General features: G+C 47.9%; 22 protein-coding genes, 1 other RNA gene and 1 riboswitch. Of the genes, 2 read left to right on the top strand and 21 right to left on the bottom strand.

What is annotated here, in order from left to right; translation table 11 throughout:
- Nucleotides 1-108: 108 nt before the first annotated feature.
- The 16 genes from UCI88_RS04370 to UCI88_RS04295 form a co-directional block, all read right to left on the bottom strand.
- Nucleotides 109-1,110 carry a sirohydrochlorin cobaltochelatase gene (locus tag UCI88_RS04370; RefSeq protein ID WP_256179732.1) on the bottom strand — a complete coding sequence of 334 codons (1,002 nt, stop codon included), beginning with the start codon at nucleotides 1,108-1,110 and terminating at the stop codon, nucleotides 109-111.
- A 177-nt stretch (nucleotides 1,111-1,287) separates the two neighbouring features.
- A riboswitch (cobalamin riboswitch) is annotated at nucleotides 1,288-1,464 on the bottom strand.
- A 34-nt stretch (nucleotides 1,465-1,498) separates the two neighbouring features.
- The gene (locus UCI88_RS04365) at nucleotides 1,499-2,011 is read right to left on the bottom strand and encodes a ferritin (protein WP_044503325.1); all 513 of its coding nucleotides are present in this window, start codon (nucleotides 2,009-2,011) and stop codon (nucleotides 1,499-1,501) included.
- A 131-nt stretch (nucleotides 2,012-2,142) separates the two neighbouring features.
- Nucleotides 2,143-3,426, bottom strand: a complete 1,284-nt coding sequence (locus UCI88_RS04360) for an AsmA family protein (RefSeq protein ID WP_256179731.1) — start codon at nucleotides 3,424-3,426, stop codon at nucleotides 2,143-2,145.
- A 306-nt stretch (nucleotides 3,427-3,732) separates the two neighbouring features.
- The gene (locus UCI88_RS04355) at nucleotides 3,733-4,893 is read right to left on the bottom strand and encodes a GNAT family N-acetyltransferase (protein ID WP_256179730.1); all 1,161 of its coding nucleotides are present in this window, start codon (nucleotides 4,891-4,893) and stop codon (nucleotides 3,733-3,735) included.
- A gap of 12 nt (nucleotides 4,894-4,905) precedes the next feature.
- A complete protein-coding gene (locus UCI88_RS04350; RefSeq protein WP_065360804.1) occupies nucleotides 4,906-5,721 on the bottom strand; it encodes a DUF2156 domain-containing protein in 816 nt (271 codons plus the stop codon).
- A gap of 112 nt (nucleotides 5,722-5,833) precedes the next feature.
- Complete coding sequence (locus UCI88_RS04345) at nucleotides 5,834-6,445, bottom strand: DNA-3-methyladenine glycosylase (RefSeq protein WP_256179729.1); 612 nt, start codon at nucleotides 6,443-6,445, stop codon at nucleotides 5,834-5,836.
- Complete coding sequence (locus tag UCI88_RS04340; protein WP_062411687.1) at nucleotides 6,442-7,191, bottom strand: IclR family transcriptional regulator; 750 nt, start codon at nucleotides 7,189-7,191, stop codon at nucleotides 6,442-6,444. Before UCI88_RS04340 ends, UCI88_RS04345 begins: the two co-directional genes overlap by 4 nt.
- 21 nt (nucleotides 7,192-7,212) lie before the next feature.
- On the bottom strand, nucleotides 7,213-8,349 hold the full coding sequence (locus UCI88_RS04335; RefSeq protein WP_044503331.1) for an efflux RND transporter periplasmic adaptor subunit: 1,137 nt from the start codon (nucleotides 8,347-8,349) through the stop codon (nucleotides 7,213-7,215).
- Between the two features lie 21 nt (nucleotides 8,350-8,370).
- The gene (locus UCI88_RS04330; protein ID WP_044503332.1) at nucleotides 8,371-8,616 is read right to left on the bottom strand and encodes a pro-sigmaK processing inhibitor BofA family protein; all 246 of its coding nucleotides are present in this window, start codon (nucleotides 8,614-8,616) and stop codon (nucleotides 8,371-8,373) included.
- Between the two features lie 7 nt (nucleotides 8,617-8,623).
- Nucleotides 8,624-9,214: a recombination mediator RecR gene (gene recR, locus UCI88_RS04325; RefSeq protein ID WP_044503333.1), complete on the bottom strand. Its 591-nt coding sequence runs from the start codon at nucleotides 9,212-9,214 to the stop codon at nucleotides 8,624-8,626.
- The gene (locus tag UCI88_RS04320) at nucleotides 9,214-9,531 is read right to left on the bottom strand and encodes a YbaB/EbfC family nucleoid-associated protein (protein WP_044503334.1); all 318 of its coding nucleotides are present in this window, start codon (nucleotides 9,529-9,531) and stop codon (nucleotides 9,214-9,216) included. The genes recR and UCI88_RS04320 overlap by 1 nt, the downstream gene beginning before the upstream one ends.
- Nucleotides 9,532-9,557: 26 nt before the next feature.
- Entirely contained in the window at nucleotides 9,558-11,522 is a 1,965-nt protein-coding gene (dnaX, locus tag UCI88_RS04315) for a DNA polymerase III subunit gamma/tau (RefSeq protein ID WP_256179728.1), read from the bottom strand.
- A 41-nt stretch (nucleotides 11,523-11,563) separates the two neighbouring features.
- Nucleotides 11,564-11,789, bottom strand: an RNA gene (gene ffs / locus UCI88_RS04310) — signal recognition particle sRNA large type.
- A 107-nt stretch (nucleotides 11,790-11,896) separates the two neighbouring features.
- The gene (locus tag UCI88_RS04305) at nucleotides 11,897-13,015 is read right to left on the bottom strand and encodes an outer membrane beta-barrel protein (protein WP_256179727.1); all 1,119 of its coding nucleotides are present in this window, start codon (nucleotides 13,013-13,015) and stop codon (nucleotides 11,897-11,899) included.
- A 134-nt stretch (nucleotides 13,016-13,149) separates the two neighbouring features.
- Complete coding sequence (locus UCI88_RS04300) at nucleotides 13,150-14,691, bottom strand: M20/M25/M40 family metallo-hydrolase (protein WP_256179726.1); 1,542 nt, start codon at nucleotides 14,689-14,691, stop codon at nucleotides 13,150-13,152.
- Nucleotides 14,692-14,705: 14 nt separating this feature from the next.
- Nucleotides 14,706-15,155, bottom strand: a complete 450-nt coding sequence (locus tag UCI88_RS04295; RefSeq protein ID WP_044503438.1) for a GtrA family protein — start codon at nucleotides 15,153-15,155, stop codon at nucleotides 14,706-14,708.
- A gap of 186 nt (nucleotides 15,156-15,341) precedes the next feature.
- Here UCI88_RS04295 and UCI88_RS04290 point away from each other — a divergent pair, with 186 nt between their 5' ends.
- The gene (locus UCI88_RS04290) at nucleotides 15,342-15,776 is read left to right on the top strand and encodes a MarR family winged helix-turn-helix transcriptional regulator (protein ID WP_044503437.1); all 435 of its coding nucleotides are present in this window, start codon (nucleotides 15,342-15,344) and stop codon (nucleotides 15,774-15,776) included.
- A 56-nt stretch (nucleotides 15,777-15,832) separates the two neighbouring features.
- Here UCI88_RS04290 and UCI88_RS04285 read toward each other — a convergent pair whose 3' ends face one another.
- The 5 genes from UCI88_RS04285 to dapF form a co-directional block, all read right to left on the bottom strand.
- The gene (locus UCI88_RS04285) at nucleotides 15,833-17,230 is read right to left on the bottom strand and encodes a GntP family permease (RefSeq protein ID WP_330024037.1); all 1,398 of its coding nucleotides are present in this window, start codon (nucleotides 17,228-17,230) and stop codon (nucleotides 15,833-15,835) included.
- A 435-nt stretch (nucleotides 17,231-17,665) separates the two neighbouring features.
- On the bottom strand, nucleotides 17,666-18,088 hold the full coding sequence (locus UCI88_RS04280) for an OmpH family outer membrane protein (RefSeq protein ID WP_044503436.1): 423 nt from the start codon (nucleotides 18,086-18,088) through the stop codon (nucleotides 17,666-17,668).
- 15 nt (nucleotides 18,089-18,103) lie between these two features.
- Nucleotides 18,104-18,691: a hydrolase gene (locus UCI88_RS04275; RefSeq protein ID WP_330024034.1), complete on the bottom strand. Its 588-nt coding sequence runs from the start codon at nucleotides 18,689-18,691 to the stop codon at nucleotides 18,104-18,106.
- Nucleotides 18,692-18,791: 100 nt separating this feature from the next.
- A complete protein-coding gene (sfsA, locus tag UCI88_RS04270) occupies nucleotides 18,792-19,925 on the bottom strand; it encodes a DNA/RNA nuclease SfsA (RefSeq protein WP_256179723.1) in 1,134 nt (377 codons plus the stop codon).
- Between the two features lie 68 nt (nucleotides 19,926-19,993).
- Entirely contained in the window at nucleotides 19,994-20,833 is an 840-nt protein-coding gene (dapF, locus tag UCI88_RS04265) for a diaminopimelate epimerase (RefSeq protein WP_044503433.1), read from the bottom strand.
- A 201-nt stretch (nucleotides 20,834-21,034) separates the two neighbouring features.
- On the opposite strand from dapF, the gene UCI88_RS04260 reads away from it, so the two are divergent.
- Nucleotides 21,035-21,877: an AraC family transcriptional regulator gene (locus UCI88_RS04260; RefSeq protein WP_256179722.1), complete on the top strand. Its 843-nt coding sequence runs from the start codon at nucleotides 21,035-21,037 to the stop codon at nucleotides 21,875-21,877.

The following is a 21,877-nucleotide window of genomic DNA, read 5'->3' as shown; positions in this document are numbered from 1 at the left end:
CACGTTTCATGACGTGTTCTTCGTGATTTCAGTATACAAAAGGTTGGAGTGGAATAATACATGAAAAGGATGGACTATTTTTGTATGAAAAAATTCCAAGAAGTCAAATTATTCAGCTTCCAGGGCATTCCAGGCTTCATCGGCCCGTTCGACGAACATATGACGGATGGCATCGTTTTCACCGAGACCGTGGATATAAGGGGTAACGGTAATGCCTTCTTTTTCAAGAATGCTCTTATGGGAATCTTCTTCGGTACCGGCCATATCATTGTTGGCATGGTCGCCGGCAACCATCATCATCGGCATGAGGGTAACGTGTTTGATGCCTTTAGCTTTAAGCATGGGGATGACCGTATCCAAGTGAGGCCAGCCTTCGACGGAATAGATGTAAACGTTGCCGAGTTTTGCCGAATCGAGACGGTTCTGAACGACGGAATAGTAGGCATTGGCCGGATGGGGCGTACCGTGGGCCATGACCAGAACGGCCTCTTGGTCACCGATTTTAGGGAACTGGGTCGAAAAAGCTTGGACGAATTCTTCCACGTCGTCGCGCTGATCTTCTTGGCCCATCCAATAGAGAATCGGCGTACCGAGGGTCATTTTCTTGAAGTCATTCTTATAGAGGTCAAAAATGGCCGAATCATAGGCGTATTCCATACCGGGGATGACGTCGAGGGAGGTGATGGCAACGCGGGTATAGCCGTCTTTTTTCAGCTGTTCCAAGGCTTTTTCCGGCGTCGGGATATCAAGACCTTCTTTGGCTTTAATGCGGTCGACGATGATATGAGACGTAAAGGCTACGACGACTTTTTGATTCGGATGAGCTGCCTGAATGTCAGAAACGGTCTTGTCGATTGTCTTCTGGCGGCTGTCTTTGTAGGTCGTACCAAAGCTGAGCACTAAAATAGCGTCTTTATTGGCGACGTTCTGCATGGCCGGGTTATTGTAGGTACGGACGCCGATTTCAGCGGCCTGTTTTAAAGCCGGCGTAGCATCTTTAACTTCCGGGTTGAGGGTGTAACCGGCAGCAAAAGAGGTGGCGCCGAAGGCACCCATAGACGTAATAGCCAGGGACAGGATCAAGGCGGTTTTCAATTTTTTACAACGCATAACAATCTCTCCTTTAAATAAAAAAGTAAAATTATATACATTAAGCGTTCACCATCGAATGATTCCCATAAAAAAAGAGCCTCGCACAGATGTTCATGACATCATGCGAGACTCTTCCTAGTCTATATCGTCGTAAGTTCTGACTATCAATCGCCATCCCCATCGCTCGCAGGTCAATCGGTGATTTTTAACCAGGCAGTTCTTCTGGCTCGGAATCACAGCCTTGCTGCGCCTTCCCATACGTTCGTACAGTGGCATCATAGCAGCCGGGCTCCTCCTTACAGCGGCGGGACCGCGCCGGTCTTTCACCGGACTTCTCTATTGAGCTTACGCACCTGATATACGCTATGTATTTGTTAAAGAAATAGTAGTTGACCGATTCCTTATCTTATAAAACCAAGGTCGGAGCTACATAGGTACGAGCCAGTAATTCCTGGTTGAGGGAATAGAGGCCCTTAGCATCTTTACCAAACAGTTCATATTTTTTAAGCAGGTCGTCGGCATTCTTTTCTTCTTCGCCCTGTTCTTTGACGAACCAGTCGAAGCACTGCATGGTGCGGTAATCATGGACGCTGTCAGCGGCATGATAGATTTTATTGATTAAGGAAGTTACATACTGTTCATGAGCCAGGCCTTCTTTGAGGACGGCTTCCGCGCTTGCAAAGTCATTCTGCGGCTGTTTAACGGCTTCAAAGATAACTCTTTCGCCGTTGTTGTGCAGATAAGTCCGCATCAACATGGCGTGGTCATGTTCTTCCTGAGCCTGGATATCGTACCAGTTAGCAAAGCCGTCGAGACCGTTGTCATAGAAGTAGTTGGCAAAGGACAAATACAAATATGCAGAGAAAAATTCTTCATTGATCTGAGCGTTAATTAATTCTTTTACTTTTGCATCAAGCATAGTAATACCTCCTTGTTTCCTTTCTGAAAACTCGTATAAAACGGGCTTTTTATTTAAGCAACTTTATTATAACACATTTTGCAGGTTCTGAAACCTATTTTTATCTATTTTCTAAAGAAAATCAATATTAATTAGTCAGAACCGGGTCCTTTATGGTGACTGTGGCTGCCATCCTTGTAATTGACATGGATGGTCCCCATGTGGACCTTACCATCGACAATCGACAAAGCGTCGGTCGAAACGTCACCGAAAAACATGGATATGACGACATCTTGGAAATGGAGGTCTTTGCCATCCTGAGCAAAGGAACCGGAAATGCCTCGGAAGGGCAGGCCATGGTAACGTCCCGGCCCGGACCAAAAATCTCCATAAACAGCTTTCGTTCCAGTCGTGCGATTTTCTTCCATATGAAGATTGAGGTCGACATCGCAACGCAAAAACAGGTCATGGGCAGCAATGCTCCCCTGAAGCTGGGTCCCTACGATATCCGCTGTGTAAGATTTATCATCTAAATTGACCTGCCCCCGTCCCTTCATAGAACCGCCGAAAACACCGGCCGTCACATCACGGATATCAAGAAGGCCTTTTTCATAGTGAACCTGACCTTTGACGTCGGTAAATACTAAGGTCGTAATATCGAGCTTATCCATCGTCAAAATCCCGTCAATGACAGGTTTATCTAAGGGGCCTTTTATGTCAGCCGATACGGTCGCCGGATCGTCGATATCGAGACCTGCTCCGAGGGATTTCGGATTGCAGTCGGTCAGAAGCAGGAATAAGTCGTACTGCGGTGTTTCCGGTGCAAAGTCGATACTGCCCCGAATGCGCAAGGATTTAGCAGCCACGGTCCCGGAAAAAGGGCCGGCCTGCAAATTGATATCGGTCTTGCCTTTAGTATGGATATCCGCGTCCAAATCGACATCTTCTATGGTGAAGTGACGGTCCGGGGACTCCGCCTCGATGGTACTGTGACGTAGTACGACACGACAGTTAAAAGGACGATTTCCCTTAGGTCCTGTCAGTTCAATGACCTTCTGCCCTTTTTTCTCGCTGTCGCCGAGATTAGACTTGATGTGCTGCAATTCCATCTTGTCATTAAAAATCAGGTGGAGGTAGGCATTATTCAGGGTCACTGTTTCAAGGGTTTTGGTCCCAATGCGCCCGGTAAGGATATCGCTTATCTTGACGGTAAACTCTCCGTCCGGGACCTCTACCAACTTCTTTCCGTCCTCATCGACCCAGAGCAGGTTTTCAAAGGAAACGGTCCCACCCGGTGTCGCTGTCAGTCGTTCCACCGTGACCGTCCCCGGGAACAATTGGCGTTCGGCAACGGTCTTATTAAAAATATCGGCAGCCTTGTAGCTCATATAAAAGCACAGTCCATAAAGGGCTGCAGCTAATACAAAGAAGACCACGAAGCCTCGTATAAATTTTTTCTTATGACGACGAACCCAATTACCCACGCGAACCTCCATAGCTGCTGTATTTTGAACAAAACATAAAAATCAAACCGCAAAATGCTAAGAAATGAGTCATTTACAAGTTTACTATTTCATTAAACAAATGGCGATTTCAAAATAAAAATCGGCATAGTTACCGCTATTATCGTCATATCAATCGATGTAAACCCGTTTCATTTTCATCTTACCAAAGAGTGATGTCGAAGGCCGTATCCGATATCAAAAATGCTGCCCCCGGAGAGACAGCATTCATAAAAGTTTTTAATACCATTCGTTGATCCAGTTTTTTTCTGTCGGGAAGAGCGCCTGAAGAGCCTTTAAGGCCGTATCCGAACCTTGGAGTTTTTCATTGAATACCAGGTCGTTTACGTCCATGGCACCAAAGACCAATAAGGCCAGAGTTCCGATAGGCATGGTAACATCAGCATCCTTTGACATTTCTCGGGTAACAATGCCCCTGCCCCCGGTTACGGTTAAGGTAAAGGTACCGCAGTTCCAATCGGCCAAGGGATCTTCCGTATGGAAGGTAACTTTCCCATCGGCACGATACGGCTGCTGTTCCAAAGCCCCTTTGACGTCGACAATGCGGCCGGTCATGAAGGGCATCGTTTCATGGCCCGATTTTCCATCGGGATAGAAGCGATAGGACTGGTCGTGAATGCCTTCGTTCCACTGAAAGGCTTCGCCTTGAGAACGATGGTTATACATATAACCGAGAAGGCCGGCCTTGCCTTTACGAGAGGTGTAAACAAATTCACCACTGACAATCGTCGGTTGTCCCAATTGATAAAAGGCATATCCAATAGGCGTATCGCCATCGAAACAGACGGCAATATTGCCTTCTCCCAATTGAGCATCGATATGGCTGCGCCAGCTTTTTTCATCACGCAGAGCATAGCCGGAAAGCCCCTTCGTATAGCCGTCATACACTGCTGCCAAGTATGGCCATTGGTCGCTGCTGTTGACGAAGGCATAGCGGACGGTACGATCCGTCAACGGGCGCAGGGCTTCAAGGGGCAGCGTTTCTTTCCACTGATGGCAATAGAGTTCATAGCCATAGGGCTGATAGAAACCGGCCTTACTGGGCATGAGGATATTGACGTAATGGCCGCGTCTTTTCATCTCTGTGAGAGCCGCCGCCAACAGTTTACCGCCAATGCCTCCGCGCCGAGCTGCCGGATGGGTGGCCAGGCCGACGATATAAGACGTATCAATGGCCTTGCCCCTTAGGGACAGTGTGTAGGGATTGAGGTGCGTCAGGCAGGCCATCTCATCATCTTGAAAACCCATAAGAACATTTTCCGGCTGATAAAAATGGTTGAAATACCACTGGAAGAACGGGTCTTCCCGATGTTCAAAACAGTAGTCCCATAGGCTTTCGACGAGACCTCGGTCTTCAGGAGAAGCCAAGCGGAAATCCATAAAAAAGCCCCCTTATTTCTTACGCAGCGTGACGTCGTACTTTTCTACGAAATGGTCGGGATTATACGATTCCTTGGAATGGCGCAGGCCGGGAATCCCCATGTCTTCTTCACGGTTGATGTAGGTCGTATGGCCCCAGGCGTGGACAACGAATTCATGGTTAATAGCCTGGTAAAGACCGCGGATCGTAGGATCACTCTTTTCAAAGTGGATGATAGCCGTATCATCGTTGAGCATTTCGCCGATGGAAAAGGCCACGATTTTATTGTACATGCGGATAGCACCGCCCGTAGGCTGCAGTACCGACCAGTTATTAAAGACTGTTTCGATAGCGTGGCGTTCACCTAAGAGTTCATCGTCGTCATCGCCGTCTTCGTGCTGATTATACCAAGTCTTTTCGGCTTCGAGACATTCGTCAAAGATATCTTCTGTAATGGGCACATATTCCCAGTTACCGATATATTGATTTCGGAAGTGATTGAGATTATTTTTCTTCTGACGGAATTTTTTACCGGATAAGTTAATCAGGCTCTGAGTCAAGTACACGTATTCGTAATTGTCCCGGTCAGGTGTGAAGTCATAACAGTCTTCACAGAGGGCCTTGATTCGTTCGACAGCGGCCGGCGTAACACCCTTCATGAGAAAGGGATAGCCGTGTTCTTCGAACCATTCATGCATGCGCAGGACGCCTTTGACAAAACTGCCGTCCTTACGAGCAAACGGTGGAATCCAGAACTGCTTTTTACCGCGGCCGGAACGTACATAGAGGACGTTATCTTCTTCAGCCCACTGGATTTCATAGGGCTTTTGCCAAGCAAATAAGGTCATAAAGGTCGCATCAGCCTGTTCATACCGCTTTTCATTAAAATAGGCATCGATGAGCGGTTTATCTTCTAATCTAAATTCTCTGAATTGAATAATAGTAATCTCCCCCTAAAAGTTACAGCACCTTAGATACATAAGGATTGTCATTAATATAAAAACGCCAGGGAAAATGCTTCCCATGAGTTGCGTAATCGATATTAATGCGCGTCGTCTGCACGATATCAACGGCAGACCCGGTGTCATCATGAGCAATATAAAGGCTGGGCCCCGTTAAATCAAGCTCATTATGCACTCTTGTGATTCCAAAAGCCTGACAGAGCTTCCCCGGCCCGTTTGTCAGGTTCTTGCCGAGCTTCTTAGCCTTGCGGCGCTCGGCCATCAATTCCATTCCAATGACCGGTTCGACAGCGCGAACAAGGACAGCCTGCCCCTGTCCGGACGGACCGGTAACGACATTGAAACAAGAATACATTCCATAGATCAAGTAAACGTAGCTAATACCGCCCCTATGAAACATGGGAGCCGTTCGGCCGGTCAGGCCGCGAAAGCTATGAGAGCCGTCGTCAGCTACGCCGTCACAGGTACAACCGTAAGCTTCTGTTTCGACAATTCGTCCGGCACAAAGGCCTTCCGGGGTCTTATGAACAAGATATTCTCCCAGAAGCCTTTGGGCAACGGTTACGGCATCGGATAAAAATTCCCGGGGCGTCCAAATAGGGCCTATCATGATTTTTTCCGGTATCCTAAGGAATGTGAAATTTCATAAGCAAATTGACTGGCTTTAAACAGCATCTTTTGACGAATAGAGTCATAAAAACGCATAGACGGACCGGCAATTGTCAAGGAAGCAATGACCTGCCCTTCGAAGTTAAAAATAGGAACAGCCAGGGCAAACAAGCCATGTTCGCTTTCATCCTGCGTAATGGCATAGCCGTTATGGCGAATGGAAGCAAACTCTTCTTCAGACATGTTGCCGTATTTATCGATATAGCCTTGGCGTTCGTCATCATGAGCCCAGGCCAAAAGCACCTTGCCGGCAGCTCCCTTGTAAAGGGGCAGGGACTCACCGATAGGAATGACCCGTCGAAGTGAGTGAGTGCTTTCTACATGATCGAGGCAGATGCGAAATTCACCTTCCGCAATATAGATACTGACTGTTTCATTAAACAACTGTTGTAAACGTCGTAAATAAGGTTTAGCCAAGGTGACCACATTTTCCGTCCAGTGCGACGAGTATCCGAGAGCCAGCGCCTTAGGTCCCAGGCGGTATTTCTTGGATGCATCGCTGCGAGTCAGGTATTGACGGCGTTCCAGCGTGTTTACAATGCGGAATGCCGTCGACGTGTTCAGGCCCGTATGCTCGGCGATTTCCTTTAAGGTCATCCCCGTATTGCACTCGACGAACAAATCGAGGACATCAAGGCTTTTTTCCAGAGATTTCAATAAACTGCTCTGATGTTCATCTTTGCCCACTGGCCTCACCCTCCCTTGAAATTATGACTTTACACTCATTCCGATTTCCAGTGAATCAGGCGGATCGGAAACGACAATATCGCCTTCTTGAAGGCCATCTAAAATGACGACGCGGCCGTCCGATTCATCGCCGGTCAATACGGACCGAGCATCGGCTAAACCGCTGCTGTTAACGATGTAAACGAAATCACCGCTGTCCTTGGTACGGACAGCTGTCTTCGGAACGGTAATCTGTGAAACTTCCTGCGGCGTGGCAATGCGGACGTGGTAAAATTCACCGGGAACAAAGAGATTCTTGGCGTTATTAAAGGTAACTTTTGCCATATAGGAACCGGTTGACGGATCTTTTTCGGTTGCCAAGTAGGTCAATTCACCCGTTTCCGTTTCGCCGGAAGGCGCAATGATGGAAATTTGCAAACTGCCTGCACCCTTAGCCTCCGACAAGGCCTTAACATACATTTCCGGTACGGCAAAGGTAGCAACCAACGGTGACATCTGTTGAATCGTCGCCAATACATTGCCGGCAACGGCGATAGACGGATTGTCGGATACGGCCGTTACCCGCCCTTCGATAGGCGAATAAATCGTCGCATTCCCCAGCATGTCGCGAGCCGTCTGAATGGCTTGCTGGAGCTGAGCAATTCGTTCTTGATTGACCGGTGCCGCTTCAGGAACCTGGACAGTCTGAGTGCCGCCGCCTGAATCGGCCATCATCTGATTGTATTCAACCTTGGATAAGGCCCCCATATTATACCAGGCTTTCAATTCAGCCCGACGGCCGCCATTATCGCTGCTGCCGCTGTCCGGAACGGTAACCGTCCGATACGTCGGAGCCGCTGCCGCAGACGCCGCTACCAGTTCGGCTTCAGCTTGACTGACACTTTGTTGATATGGGGCAGCATCGACTTGGGCGACGACGTCACCGGCTTTTACCTGCTGACCGACGGCCAGCGGAGTCGATACCAGCTTTCCCGATATTTTTGGAACGATGTTGGTTACATTCAAAGCCGTAATATTTGCATCTAAGGTCAGGGCTACGGGATGGTTCGACTTGGAAACCGTCTCTGTTTCCGTAGATACGCTGTTACCGCATCCCGACAGGACAGAAACCGCGAAGACCGCAGTACAGGCCAATACAGCCCATTTCTTTAATTTCACGATATCCCTTCTTCGCATACGTTAAAAAAACGTGTAATACAACGTAACCAGCACGACGCCGGGCAGGCCAAACAGACCCATAATAAGGCCTGTTGCCAGCGTAATCGGAACGTGCTGAAAACCAAAAAGATAGCCGAAATGATTGACGCCGTATAATACGATAAGGCCAATGATGACATTGACCACGAGATGGCGCATAGGCGTCAAAATCACCTTATGCACCAAATATAAGATAACGACGCCGATGGCTATCGACAGATATTCCATACCTTCCTCACATTTCCTGCCGATTGGCAACGGCACCTGCCAGTGTCGCTTCGTCGGCATATTCGATATCGCCGCCCATAGGAAGTCCGCGGGCGATACGAGTTACGCGAATGCCGGCCGTCTTGATGAGACGCGACAAATACAAGGCCGTTGCTTCTCCTTCCACATCCGGGTCGGTGGCCAAGATAACTTCCTTTACATCGGTATTGCCCAAACGCTGCAGCAATTCTCGGATGCGCAAATCCTCGACATTAACTCCGTCCAAAGGAGAAAGGGCTCCGTGAAGGACGTGATATAAGCCGTGGTAATCACCGCTTCGCTCGATAGCTTGGACGTCCTGCGGCGTTTCTACGACGCAGATTGTCGAATGGTCGCGGCTGGTATCACTACAGATAGGGCAGGGGTCCTGAGAAGACAAGTTGAAGCAAACCGAGCAAAAGTGCATATTTTCCTTAGCATCGCGAATGGCATTGATAAATTCATCGACGCGGCCCGTCGGCTGCTGAACGATGTAATAGGCCAGCTTCCGAGCCGTTTTAACGCCAATCCCCGGCAGGCAGCGGAACTGCTCGGTAAGCTTGTCTAACGGCGTATCCATTAGAACATTCCCGGCAGGTTCATCCCGCCTGTAATCTTGCTCATTTCCTGAGCCATCATGTCGTCAACTTTCTTATTGGCTTCATTGACGGCAGCTACCATGAGGTCTTCCAGCATTTCTGCATCTTCCGGGTCGATGATGCTCGGATCGATGTGAACGCTTTCGACATTTTTTTCACCGTTCATGACGATGGTCAGGACTCCGCCGCCGACCGTCGCTTCTACGGTGCGTTTTTTCAAATCTTCCTGCAGTTTCTTCATTTCCTTCTGCATCTTCTGTACTTTTTTCATCATGCCTTGCATATTTCCACCAAACATTTGATATCCTCCTGTTTCTTTCAAGCTTATTTTTTATTTTCTATATATATATTACAATCTCCCACCGTTTTAATCAATGGCCCGAGAGCGGCCCTTTCATCGGCGTTCATGTCGTCGACAGAGGCCGGCTGCCACACTTCTTCGTCGGATTCGGGCAAGGCTGTAGGAGCTTGAATATCGGTTTCAGGTATTTCCGACAGCGGTTCAGGTTCCGGTTCCGGAGGTCGGACGACTTCCGGGACTTCAGGGACGACCGACGCTGCCGCTACGGATTTATGCTTTTTTTTTTCGTAAGTCTTCAGCTCATCGTCCCCTTCAAGGAACCCCTGCATATGATAGGCCCCTCCGAGGACAGAAGACAAGGCTTCATCGGTAAGTTTAAAGTAATCTTCGCGATTCGCCCGTTTAACCATGAAGGCCGTCTTAAAGGCGACGATAACCTGCCCATCGCCGATGTAAACGACGCGTCCATTGCGGATACAGGATAGAACAGCTTTCTTCTTCTCTTTGTCGAGGATGGCACACATCTTATCCCAAACGTTCTGATAATCAGCCGATACGACAGGAGCTGCATCCGAAGCTGCCGACTGAACCGGCGCCTTCGTTTCAGGCACATTCTGATGAGCCGGCACTGCCGTCTGTTCTGCCGATGGAGAAGTCGGCTTTTGATTGGATTGCCTTGAGGGGACAGCCGCAAACAAAGCATCTTTTCCGGAAGTTCGTTCGACAGACGGCGCCATTCGTTGAACCGATGTAAACTCATCATCGGGAAAGGGAACGGCTTCTTCCGGAACACTAAATGATTGATAATCGTCTTCTTCCGGTACGGGGATCGCCTCGTGATGCTGCTTTTTAGGCGCCGGCTGCAGGATATGTGCCCCCGTATCAACAGCAGTTACAGGCTGTGTTAATTTACGGGCCGCCATGAGCAGCCCCATTTCAACGGCAATGCGCGGAACCGGCGACGTTTTCGCCGTCAGTAAAGCCTGCTGCAACACATCGACGACTTGAAAAATAGTTTCCGGCGAGGCAGACTGCGCTTGTTTACGAAGTTCCCCCATGCTGTCACTATAAGCCGAAAGCGTATCTGATCCGGGTGCTGCCTGACAGAGCATGAGAGCCCTTAAATGGGCTAAAATCTCGGTCAGGATCACCCTCGGTTCTTTGCCCAGTTGGATGATATCGTCGACGCCTTTGATAATGACGTCGCTTCGCCCGTCAAAAATAGCCTGGGACAGAGAAAAGAGCCAATCTTTTCCTATGAGGCCCAGTAAATCGCGAACGAGTTGTTCATCGACGGCACCGGAAGCATTGCTGACGCACTGGTCGAACATGCTCAGGGCATCGCGCATGCCGCCGTCGGCTTGGACGGCTAAGATATGGGCGGCCCCTTTCGTCAGTTCAATCTGTTCCTGCTCGGCAACGTAGAGCAGGCGATGGGCAATGTCAGCACTCGTAATACGGCGAAATTCATATCGCTGGCACCGCGATAAAATAGTCAGGGGAATCCGTTCCGGTTCCGTCGTCGCCAAAATAAAGATGACGTGAGCCGGCGGTTCTTCTAGTGTCTTCAACAGAGCATTAAAGGCTTCTGTCGTCAGCATATGAACTTCGTCGATGATATAAATTTTCTTATGCCCTTCAACAGGCATAAATTTTATCGTTTCCCGCAAGGTGCGGATATCTTCAATACTGCGGTTAGAGGCGGCATCGATTTCGACGACATCCAAGGATTCGCCGCTCATAATATGGAGACAGGCTTCACAGGCATTGCAGGGGTGAGCCGTCGGTCCATGAACACAGTTCATAGCCCGGGCAAAGATTTTGGCCGTACTCGTCTTGCCGGTCCCGCGAGGGCCCGAAAAGAGATAGGCATGAGCAACCTTGTCCGTCTCTATCGCTTTTTGCAATGTCTCCGTAATATGGGACTGGCCGACAACATCTTCAAATCCCTTAGGCCTCCATTTACGGTATAGTGCAATGTATGCCATCGATACCTTTCCTTCCGTATATGAAAAAAAGCAGCTAACCGCTGCTTTTACCAACTGAAAAGTACTCGTGTATGGTAACCCGCCAGGTTTCCTCGTGGCACATGGAAAGATCTACTTATTGCTGCTTCCTCTCGGACCTGACAAGGTTCATAGGTTCCCATTGCACAAGCCCCAACGGATTACCACGCACCAGTACTCTTATTAAGTTAGCTACATTATTATATCGTGAAAAATCGATTTTGGCAAGAAAATTTCTAAAAAAATCAAGAATTTTTTTCAATGAGTCCCAGTCAGCCCTTATTCCGTATATAAAAACTCGCATGGCATCTGCCATGCGAGTTTTATCTACGATTTCAAAGCGATGAAGCTGAATCTTAGTATTGATGCCAAATATCGACGCGGCGATTATCGGCACGACCTTCTTCAGTGTCATTGGTGCTGGCCGGATCGGTCTTGCCTTTGTAATCGAGGACCATCTGAGAGGCCGGAACGCCCTGGCTTTCTGCATAAGTAGCGACGTTGTCTACGCGGCGTTTCGAGAGGTCATCGTTGTAAGCGTTGCTGCCTTTAGCATCGGTATTGCCGACGAGTTTAAAGGTGTCGTTCGGATAGGCTTTAGCAACCTGGACGAAGTGGTCCATCTTTGCTTTTTCAGAAGCAAGAGGCTGATCTTCGTCAAATCCGAAGTGAACGCTTTCGAGGTAGTAGTCGTTAGCCGGAGCCTGGGTCGGAGCCGGAGTATAAACCGGGGCCGGAGCCGGTGCCGGTGTGTAAACCGGAGCTGCCGGTTCCGGAGCTTCTTCCTTAGGACCGCCGCCAAAACGATAGGAAACACCGGCAATGAAGCCCTTGTAAGAGATGTTGGCATCGTCATTTAAATCGCCTTTATCACCAAGTTTGGTGTTTAAATAACGATAACCGGCATTGACGTCGAGATCCGGCGTGACATGGTAGCCGAGACCGGCTTCCCACATAGTCGTACTCTTGGTACCCAAAGCACCTTTTGCGTAAACGTCGAGTTTATCAGCCAAAGGAGCTTTGGCAATCAAGCCGATCTGAGCGATGTTGTTCGTATCAGATGTCGAATAACCGCGACCGCTCAATTCATTTTCAATGCGGCTCCAGCCGGCATAGGCTGCGAAGTTCTTATTGATGGAGTAAATGGCGTTTACTTCCTGCTGAGAACCGTCGGTACCAATACCAAGCGTTTCATTGTTGCCATCGGATTTCAGGCCATAGTAGTTATACTGAAGGCCCCATTTATCCGTAAGGCCATAGGTTACGCCGCCCTGGAAATTCCAGTTTGTATCAGTGCTGACATCACCGCCTACACCAACGACTTTATCAGCATCAACGGAAGCCTTGGTATTCCAGGCGCCCAAATCAACCTGCCACTGTCCCTGTTCCCACTGCGTCTGCGGCGCAGCAAAAGCCAAGGATGCAGAGCATGCTGCCATAACAGCAGCCAAGACTAAAGATTTTTTGTTCATCATCAATCCCTGCTTTCTTATTTGAATTTAATATTGTCGCTTACGACATTATTATTTCATAGTATACCATATTTGTTTTACAATACAGTTACATTTTGCAATGCATTTTCATCATTACTTAAGAATTCCGATATCTTTTAAGAATCTATTTTCCCAACGTATGAAAGAATCGCATCTAAGACAGCCGGCAGTTTCTTCGATACACTTTCGATATTGACCCGTTCCGTTCTTTCATGGAGGTCTTTCCCCCAAGGACCTAAGAGCATAAAGGGGATTTGAAGTTTCTTAAGGCTGTTTAAGTCGAAGGGATAGGCTTTCCCCCATAAGAGGAGGTTCTTTTCAATCATCTTTTCATTAAAATTCGGATCGACGCAGCAGTAACTGCAGTCGGAAACGCCGTTAAAGTAACGGTTAAACCGGATGGATTCCATAGCGGACAATTTTTCCAACAACCCGGTAAACTCCGAATTTTGCGCGGCCATGCTGTCGGCTGCCGGATAATAGGGCGGAGCAAAGGCCACAACGGCCATGGGAATCGTAATACCGGTAAAATCAAGAATCTGTTCTAACAGGCGAATCGTTTCTTCAACATACGTACTCTTTCCTTCTTGGAGCGATACAAAGGATGCCTGTTTAGCAGCCTGATAAAAAACATCGAAGCCGGGATAGGCCATGGCCTGCTGCATGAGTTCGTCAGCACTGAGGACATCCATAGGGAAGTCCCTCCCCATATTCTGAGACAAATCGTGAACGGCCCGCCTCGTTTCTTCCAACAAGACATACATCACGTCATCCGGTGTCTTTTGATACGTAAGGAGATTCAAGGCCGCCGCGACGCGCTGAGGCAGGGTAACATCATACCGTTCCTTTCGGTCGCGGAGGTAGACCCAGGCCGGCGGCGGTGTCTGCTCACCGTCACAAGAATCGGTCAATTCTTTATTGCCTTCCGTATTGGCAATGAGTTGGGACAAGACGCCTACCGGATTGATTCCCGTATCATAGAGTCCGATGTGAACAGGTTTACCTTGAACCAAGACGACCGGCTGTATCTTGCCGACCGTTCCGGTAAACGAAATGATCTCGTCCTTTACCTTACGGTTCGGTTCACTGTCGATGAGGATATCGTACGTCAGGCGATAGGAATTGCGCAGTTCATTGAGCAAGGTGATGGCTGTCCGCATCCCGGCCGAATACGTTTCTTCGTCTGGAAGGGAAAGATACAGTAAACTGGCTTCTCCCGGATGTTTAGCATAGTCTTCAAAGACGGCCAATTGAGCAGCGGCGCCGCCTTTCATATCACACGAACCGCGGCCGAACAGCCATTCTCCGCTTTCAAGGTCACGGCGTACGTCTTCACTCATGTCTTTATGGGACAAGGCTTTTTTCAGTTCTTCCGGATCAAAAGCCTGGTCGCGCAGATTGCCGTATACTTCAATATCGACGACGTCATGATGATTCATAAAAATAACGGTACGACTGCTTTTCCCCCGAACCAATCCGTAGACGACGGATCGTTCACAGCGGTCGTTCGGTACGTGAATGAGTCCGCTGATAACATCCATTTCGGCAAAGAACTTTTGTAAATACTGTTCAATCTGTCGTTCTTTTGGCGTATTCGTCTCGCTGTCGATATGAATCATTTCCTGCAAAATTTCCATAATTCTTGATGCCTGTGCCATAAAGACACCCCCTTCTATTTAAAAATCCACTTTTTGCGCGATACGTAATTCCATACGGTAACGATGGCGCTGGCCATGATTTTTGAAATCATCGGATTTAAGCCCAAAAATGCCGGCGATGTAAACAGCCACATAAGCAGCAGGTTCCAGCCAAGGCCCATAGCACTGACGACGAACACCAAGGATACTTCCGTTCCTCGCTGATAACGGCTGCCGCTGTCAAAGACGAAGCGATTGCAAAGAATATAATGATACAGTGTCGACAAGGCAAAAGCCATGGTCGTAGCCGTTAAGACGGTCTGCGTCTGTACGGAAAAAACAAGGGCCGCCGACAGCAGCCTGAAAAAAATATAAAACAACGACCACTCTAATATGGCAGCCGAACCGCCGACCAAAAGGTACATAAAGATTTTCATGTACTCATTATCCGTGTAGTCAAATCCAAATATTTTCTTTTGCTTCATGGTTCCCCCAGAATCCTGCTTTCTTATTTTATCAATCTCATTATACGGCAGTAGATACAGAATTGCTACATCCTGACCTCTTTTCTTTTATTTCAAAAAAAAATTGATAGCTATATATACTGAAATATGATAAAATATATAGTAATTAGTAATACGAAATATTTTCAGAAAGAAGGAAGATATCCGGTGGATTACACGAGATGTATTAACTTTTTACTAACTATTTCACAACATGAAGTATTTTTAATTTTTTCCGAACACTTGGCAGAATTCGGCATTACCCCCGGTCAATACGGCGTACTGGCCTGTCTTTGGAAAAATGAAACCCTGACGCCAAAGGAAATCGCGACGATTCTGCGAGTCGAAAACTCAACCATTTCCGGCGTCCTCGACCGAATGCAAAAACGGGGCCTTATCGACCGCATCCTGGACCCGAAAAATCGCCGCAGCATCCGAGTCAGACCGACGGAAGCCGGCATGGCCATCCGAGAACCGGTGCAGCAGAAAATCGAAGAATTAAATGACTTGGTTTTCAAAGATTTTACGCCCAAAGAGCGCGAAGATGCCTTGAACATCCTGACCCGAATCGGAAGAGTATGTTCAACAGAACTAAAAGAATAGCCGAAAAAGGTACTGCCTCGTCTGAGTCAGTACCTTTTTTCACGAACTTTTTATTTTTATACGATGCCGGTCAGCATATAGAAGAATACACCGAAGAAGGCAATGATAACTTTTAAGATCGTAATGGCAAACATATCTTTATAGGCTTCACGATGAGTCAGACCGCAAATAGCCAAGGTCGTGATGACGGCGCCATTGTGGGGAAGGCTGTCCATACCGTCCGATGCCATAGCGGCAATACGGTGGACGACTTCAGCAGGAATGCCGACAGCTGCCGTTTCAGCCAAGAAGTGCTGACCGAAGATATCGAGGGCAATACTGAGGCCGCCCGAAGCAGAACCGGTAATACCGGCCAAGATGTTGACCATTAAGGCAACGTTGAAAAGGGGCATGCCCTGACCAATCCCTAAGAGGGCATCGGCGATTTCCATGAATCCCGGCAAAGATGCGATGACGTTGCCGTAACCGACTTCGGAAGCCGTATTCATAATAGCCAGGAGAGATCCTAAAGCACCGGCATTAAGAGCCGCTTTGATGCTCGTATTTTTGGACATGAATTTACGTCCTGTTGCACTGGCAATGATAATGGCTGCCAAGAGGCCTATGACGAGAGCCCAAATGGCGACGACATTGTGAACACCTTTAGCCAGAAGAGGAACATTCATGCTGCGGAAGGGGCTCAATAAAGATTCATCCCACTGGAAAATCATAGAGAAATAGAAGTTTAAAACTAAGACGACGATAAGGGGAATAATGGACAACTGCCAGGGCGGAAGTTTGGCTTCCGGATCGATGACCGTTTCGTTAAGGGTATGGTTACCGTATCCTTCACCGGAACGAGCCAGTTGTTTACGACGGAATTCAAGATAAATAAAGCAGAGTATAATCAGCAAGGTCCCGCAGATTAAACCTAAGATCGGAGCTGCAAAGGTCGTCGTTCCCAAGTAAATCGTCGGGATAATATTCTGGATCTGAGGCGATCCCGGATAGCAGTCCATCGTAGCCGTGAAGACACCGGCTACAAAGCAGGCCGGAATCAAGCGTTTAGGAATATCGGCTTCGCGGAATAAAGCTGCTGCAAAGGGATAAACGGCAAAAGCACATACAAACATGGAAATGCCGCCGTAGCAGAGAATCATGCAGGCAAAGACGACGGCGAAGATGGCCTTATCTTTCCCGATGAGTCGAATCGTTTCCAAGGCAATACTGCGGGCCATCCCCGTTTCTTCCATAATCTTGCCGAAAACGGCACCGAGCAGAAAGACCGGGAAGAAGGATTTGATGTAGGTAACGGCTTTCGCCATAAACAGTTCCGTGTACCCCGGTAAGATTGGCAGACCGGAAAAGCTCGCTGCAAACAATGCGAAAATAGGTGCAAATAAAATGACCGAAAATCCGCGGTAAGCGAATGTGACTAATAAGAACAAACTCAATACAATAGCAATGATTTCCATATACTTATTCTCCTTTTCTTCTGTTTCCGAATGACTCATTTCGTACCCTCATCATACGTGAAATAAGCTGAGAATAAAATATAACGGCTTAAGACAGCCTTTGCGTTTTTTTGCCCAATTGGAAATTCCATGAATTCCTGCCATACGATTATCCGCATTTTTCCAGTTCAGACCTATCATTATAAGTACCTTTATTCACGAGAAGCTTCAGACAAATCGAATATGCCGTCAAAAATCCGAAAAACGTTTTTCTAACAAATTACCCCTCCTTCGGCAATGACTGCCTTTTTTCAAACTATCGAGGTTATGAAAAGTCCTTCACTCGCGATGACACACACAGACAGGTTCTGACAAAAAAAGACGCAGCTCCATCGAGCTGCGTCTTTATATATTTTATGATGGATCTTACCTTCCCTCAGACGGTAAATGCTGACCTTATTTTAAGCGAGCAGCGACGTCCTGGGTAATATCCTGGCTCTGACCGACAACGACGGAGCCGCTCAATACGACGTAATCCAAGCCCTTTTCTTTCTGAACAGCCTGGGTTTTATCAAGAATATCTTTTTCCAGCGGCTGGAATAAAGCGATACGCTGCTGGTTCAATTTATTATTATATTTTTCGACTAAGGCCTGCTGAGCTTTTTGATCGTTCGTCTTCTTCAGATCCCGCTGGAAATCGTCCTGAGCCGATTTTACGTCGGCCTGCCAGGTGGCCATGGTCTTCGCGTACTTCGGATGATTCTGCAAGAGAGCGGCAGCGTCAATCGTACCCAAACCTGCTGCGAAAGAAGCACCGGCAGCACCCACTGTCAACATAGCCGCAGCCACAGCTGCCATAATCGTTTTGCGTAATTTCATAGTAGATTCCTCCTTTTATTCATCCACTCCGGTCAATTCCCGGCATTCGTTGCGAACACCGTCTTCACAGGAGCGCATAGCCAAAATAGTTTTTTCAAACAGTTCTGCCAAGTCCCAGCCCAATAATTCAGTGCCATTTTGGATGACTTCGCGGGAACAGCCGGCAGCAAACCGTTTATCTTTAAATTTTTTCTTTAAACTCTTTACTTCCATGTCTTTCGTGCTCTTTGAAGGGCGCATCTTGGCAGCTGCCCAAATAAGGCCTGTCAGTTCATCGGCAGCATAGAGGACTTTTTCCATCATATGTTCCGGGGCCACATCGACACAGATGCCATAGCCATGGCAGACGACAGCATGGACAAATTTATCATCAGCACCGATTTCTGCTAAGAGTTCCGTTGCTTTTTTACAATGTTCATCGGGATACTGCTCAAAATCGACGTCGTGCAGGAGGCCGACGAGCCCCCAAAAGTCAACGTCATCGCCGTACCCTAATTCTTGCGCATACCAGCGAATGACCCCTTCAACGGTCAGGGCATGCATGATATGAAAAGGTTCTTTATTATATTTTTGCAGTAAAGCCAATGCCTGCGAGCGTTCCATAGCGCCTCGCCCCCTCTTAATCATTGATTTATCTCACATTATACCATAACCCCGCATAAAAAAAAGGTCGTTCATCATTTTTACGCTTATAATTTACATTTTATATCCTGTTTTTCAGTCGATTCATGCGAAAATCTTCGACAATTTGAATGAAGGGACGGTAGTGAATGGGGTTCTCTGTAAAGCCAAAGAGATGGGACAGACAATGGCAATCGGTGCAGCCAAATCCGTCGATACGCCAATCGGAAATCACCTCGACAGCTCCCGCCAATTCATGTTCTAAATCCTGGGACGTGCGAATGGGAATGGCAGCAATGACATCAGCTTCCTGCCGCAGGTAGTCGATGTGCCAATGGAATTTTTTACGCTTACGGCGGTGACGAGCCAGTCGGGCCGCTAAATTCTTCTTAGCCGATCCGGTATAGACGTAGTAGCCCCTTGGAAAGTGCATTATCCCTTTCGATCCAATAGCAATATCGGTATCATCTGCGATTCGGATGACGAAAAGATAGTCGCCGCTGTCATGATTTTCGGCCGTTAACACGGCTTCCGGATAGGTTAGGAGTCTTACCGGTTCCGGCCTTGAGAACGAGGAGTCCCAGCGAAGGGCCAAGGCCTTCCAATCGAGGAGAGGTGCCGCTTCATAAAAGGCTTCGGCAAAATTGGGATCCGTATGGTAATCGGGAAGGAACCACCGTGCCCGGTCCCAATGAACGAGGAATAAGACGCCCGTACGGATTCCCTTCTCGCTCATAGACGCCAATTCTAAAATATGCTTTCTCCCTCGTTCGGTGACGGCATCGGGGAACATCGCCCCATCGTCACTGAATAAGGTACAGGATTTCACTTCGACGAAAAATCGTTCTTCGCCCTTTCCTAAAAGGAGATCGAAGCGGCTGTCGCCAACAGTCACTTCACGGCGAACGAGGTTCCATTCTTCCCAACCCGGAATGAGATGGTTTTCGACAAGCCAGGCTGCCGTATCGTTATTATATTGTGTATCGAGTAAAATCGGAACGCCGTCGCGTTCGATGCCGACGACGTCATACGGCGTCTTGCGCTTGGGATTGTCTGCCGGCCGCACATAAACAATCGTCCCCTTAAAAAGAAGTTCCCACATCCTTCCGGGATTTGGCATATGGCAGGTAATCACCTGTCCGTCCAAGTCAACGTGGGCAATAAATCGATTGGGTCGATCTATGAATTTACCCTTCTGTATCTGTTTCATTTCCATAAAATACCTCACATATGAGAAAAAGAGGCTGCCATTGACAGCCTCTTTTTATTATATACAGTTATAAATTAATCTTCCAGCCATTCGCCGGTAAAAGTAACGGCAGCCGGACCTGTCATATAGACGTTACCGTCTTTTTCATCATATTCAATGTGAAGGGTTCCCAAGTACAGCTGAACGTCGACGCTGCGTCCGGTAAAACCATTCATGAAAGAACCGACGGCGCAGGCGCAGGAACCGGTTCCGCAAGCCAAGGTAGCGCCGGCACCGCGTTCCCAGGTATGGACCTTGATCGTATGGTCGTCGATGACCTGGACAAAGTTCATATTGGTCTTACGCGGGAAGGCCTTATGGGTTTCAAATTTAGGACCTAATTCATGAAGGGGGACGGCATCGACATCTTTTACATAGACCATCGTATGGGGTACGCCCATGAGCAGGCTGGTAATCTTATACGTCTTGCCATCTACTTCAAGGGGTTCGTCGACGACCGGGCCTTCAGGGCCTTCCATAGGAATCTGAGAACGATTGGTAAAGGGTTTCCCCATATTGATGGTAACTAAACTTACTTTTCCGTCATCGCCGAGAATGACCTTGGGCTTCATGATACCGGCCAAGGTTTCAACGGTAAATTCTTTTTTGTCAATGATCTTATGGTCATAGACGTATTTTGCAAAGCAGCGGATACCGTTGCCGCACATTTCAGCTTCACTTCCATCGGCATTGATGATGCGCATGCGGACGTCGGCTTTATCACTGGGAACGATGACGATGATACCGTCAGCGCCTACGCCGGTATGAGGCGCACACAGCTTGATCGCTAACTGGGAGAAATCCTTGTCGGCTCCCTGCTTATCTTCAAAAAAGACGAAATCATTGCCTAAACCGTGCATTTTGACAAATTTCATATCTTGTACCCTCCATTAAAAATTATATACTCATAATGATTGATCATTAACTGTCTTGAATCCTTACAGCATCTATTATACAATAACTGAAAGTGAAAAGTATATGAAAATAATGTTATCTATATTGCAAATAATGCTATTTCAAGATAACTGAACTTCCTTTTTAAGAAAAGTCAATCAAAGAGAGAAGGAAAGACTGACATGGCACAAAAAACAGGCTACTTATCGGGTAATCTAAAACTGTTCCACCTAGTCGATAAAAGGCAGTGGACCTGTCCCTACCATTATCATGACTTTGACAAGATCACCCTCTTTTTCCAGGGACATGTATCTTACGACGTCGAGGGAACGGCCTACGATTTAAAACCCTTTGACATCGTCGTTATTCCAGCCGGAAAAATCCATCGTCCGAGCGTTACCGGCGACACGCCTTACGAGCGCATCATCGCCTATATTTCTCCGGCTTACCTTAAGACATACGAACAGCGCGGTTGCCCTGTGGGCCAACTATTTTCCGACTCCGCCTCGCCCATCCTCCGCCAGCCCCAGGAAGCGGACAGCCTGTACAACGTATCCTGCCGTCTGAGGCGAGCCTGGTCTTATACGGACCCGGAAGGGAATATCCTGCAGGAGGCCCTGTTTTCGGAATTCCTCATCCATCTTTGGATGGCTATGAAAACGCAGAAAATCGGCTTTGTAAAGAAAAAACAACAGCACCAAAAAATCGCCCATATCGTCGACTACCTCGAAAATAATCTTACCGCTGACCTGTCGATTCCGGCCCTGGCCAAGAGATTCTATATGAGTCCGGACTACTTGATGCACCTCTTCAAAAGTGAGACCGGCATGACCGCCGGCAGTTACATTACGGCCAGAAGACTGCAAAAAGCCCGCCGCCTCATGCAGGAGGGACGGGCTTTGACAGAGCTTTGTTACGAATGTGGATTTACCAATTATTCGACCTTTTATCGAGCTTGGAAAAAACGCTACCATACGTCACCGAAAGAGGGCCTCATCGAAAAGGACGATCTCTTCGATGAATGA

The organism is Megasphaera massiliensis (genome assembly GCF_036305205.1).
GTDB classification, from domain to species: Bacteria; Bacillota; Negativicutes; order Veillonellales; family Megasphaeraceae; genus Megasphaera; species Megasphaera massiliensis.
The sequence above is the reverse complement of the archived record's forward strand: the minus strand, read 5'-3'. Positions and strand labels throughout refer to the sequence as shown.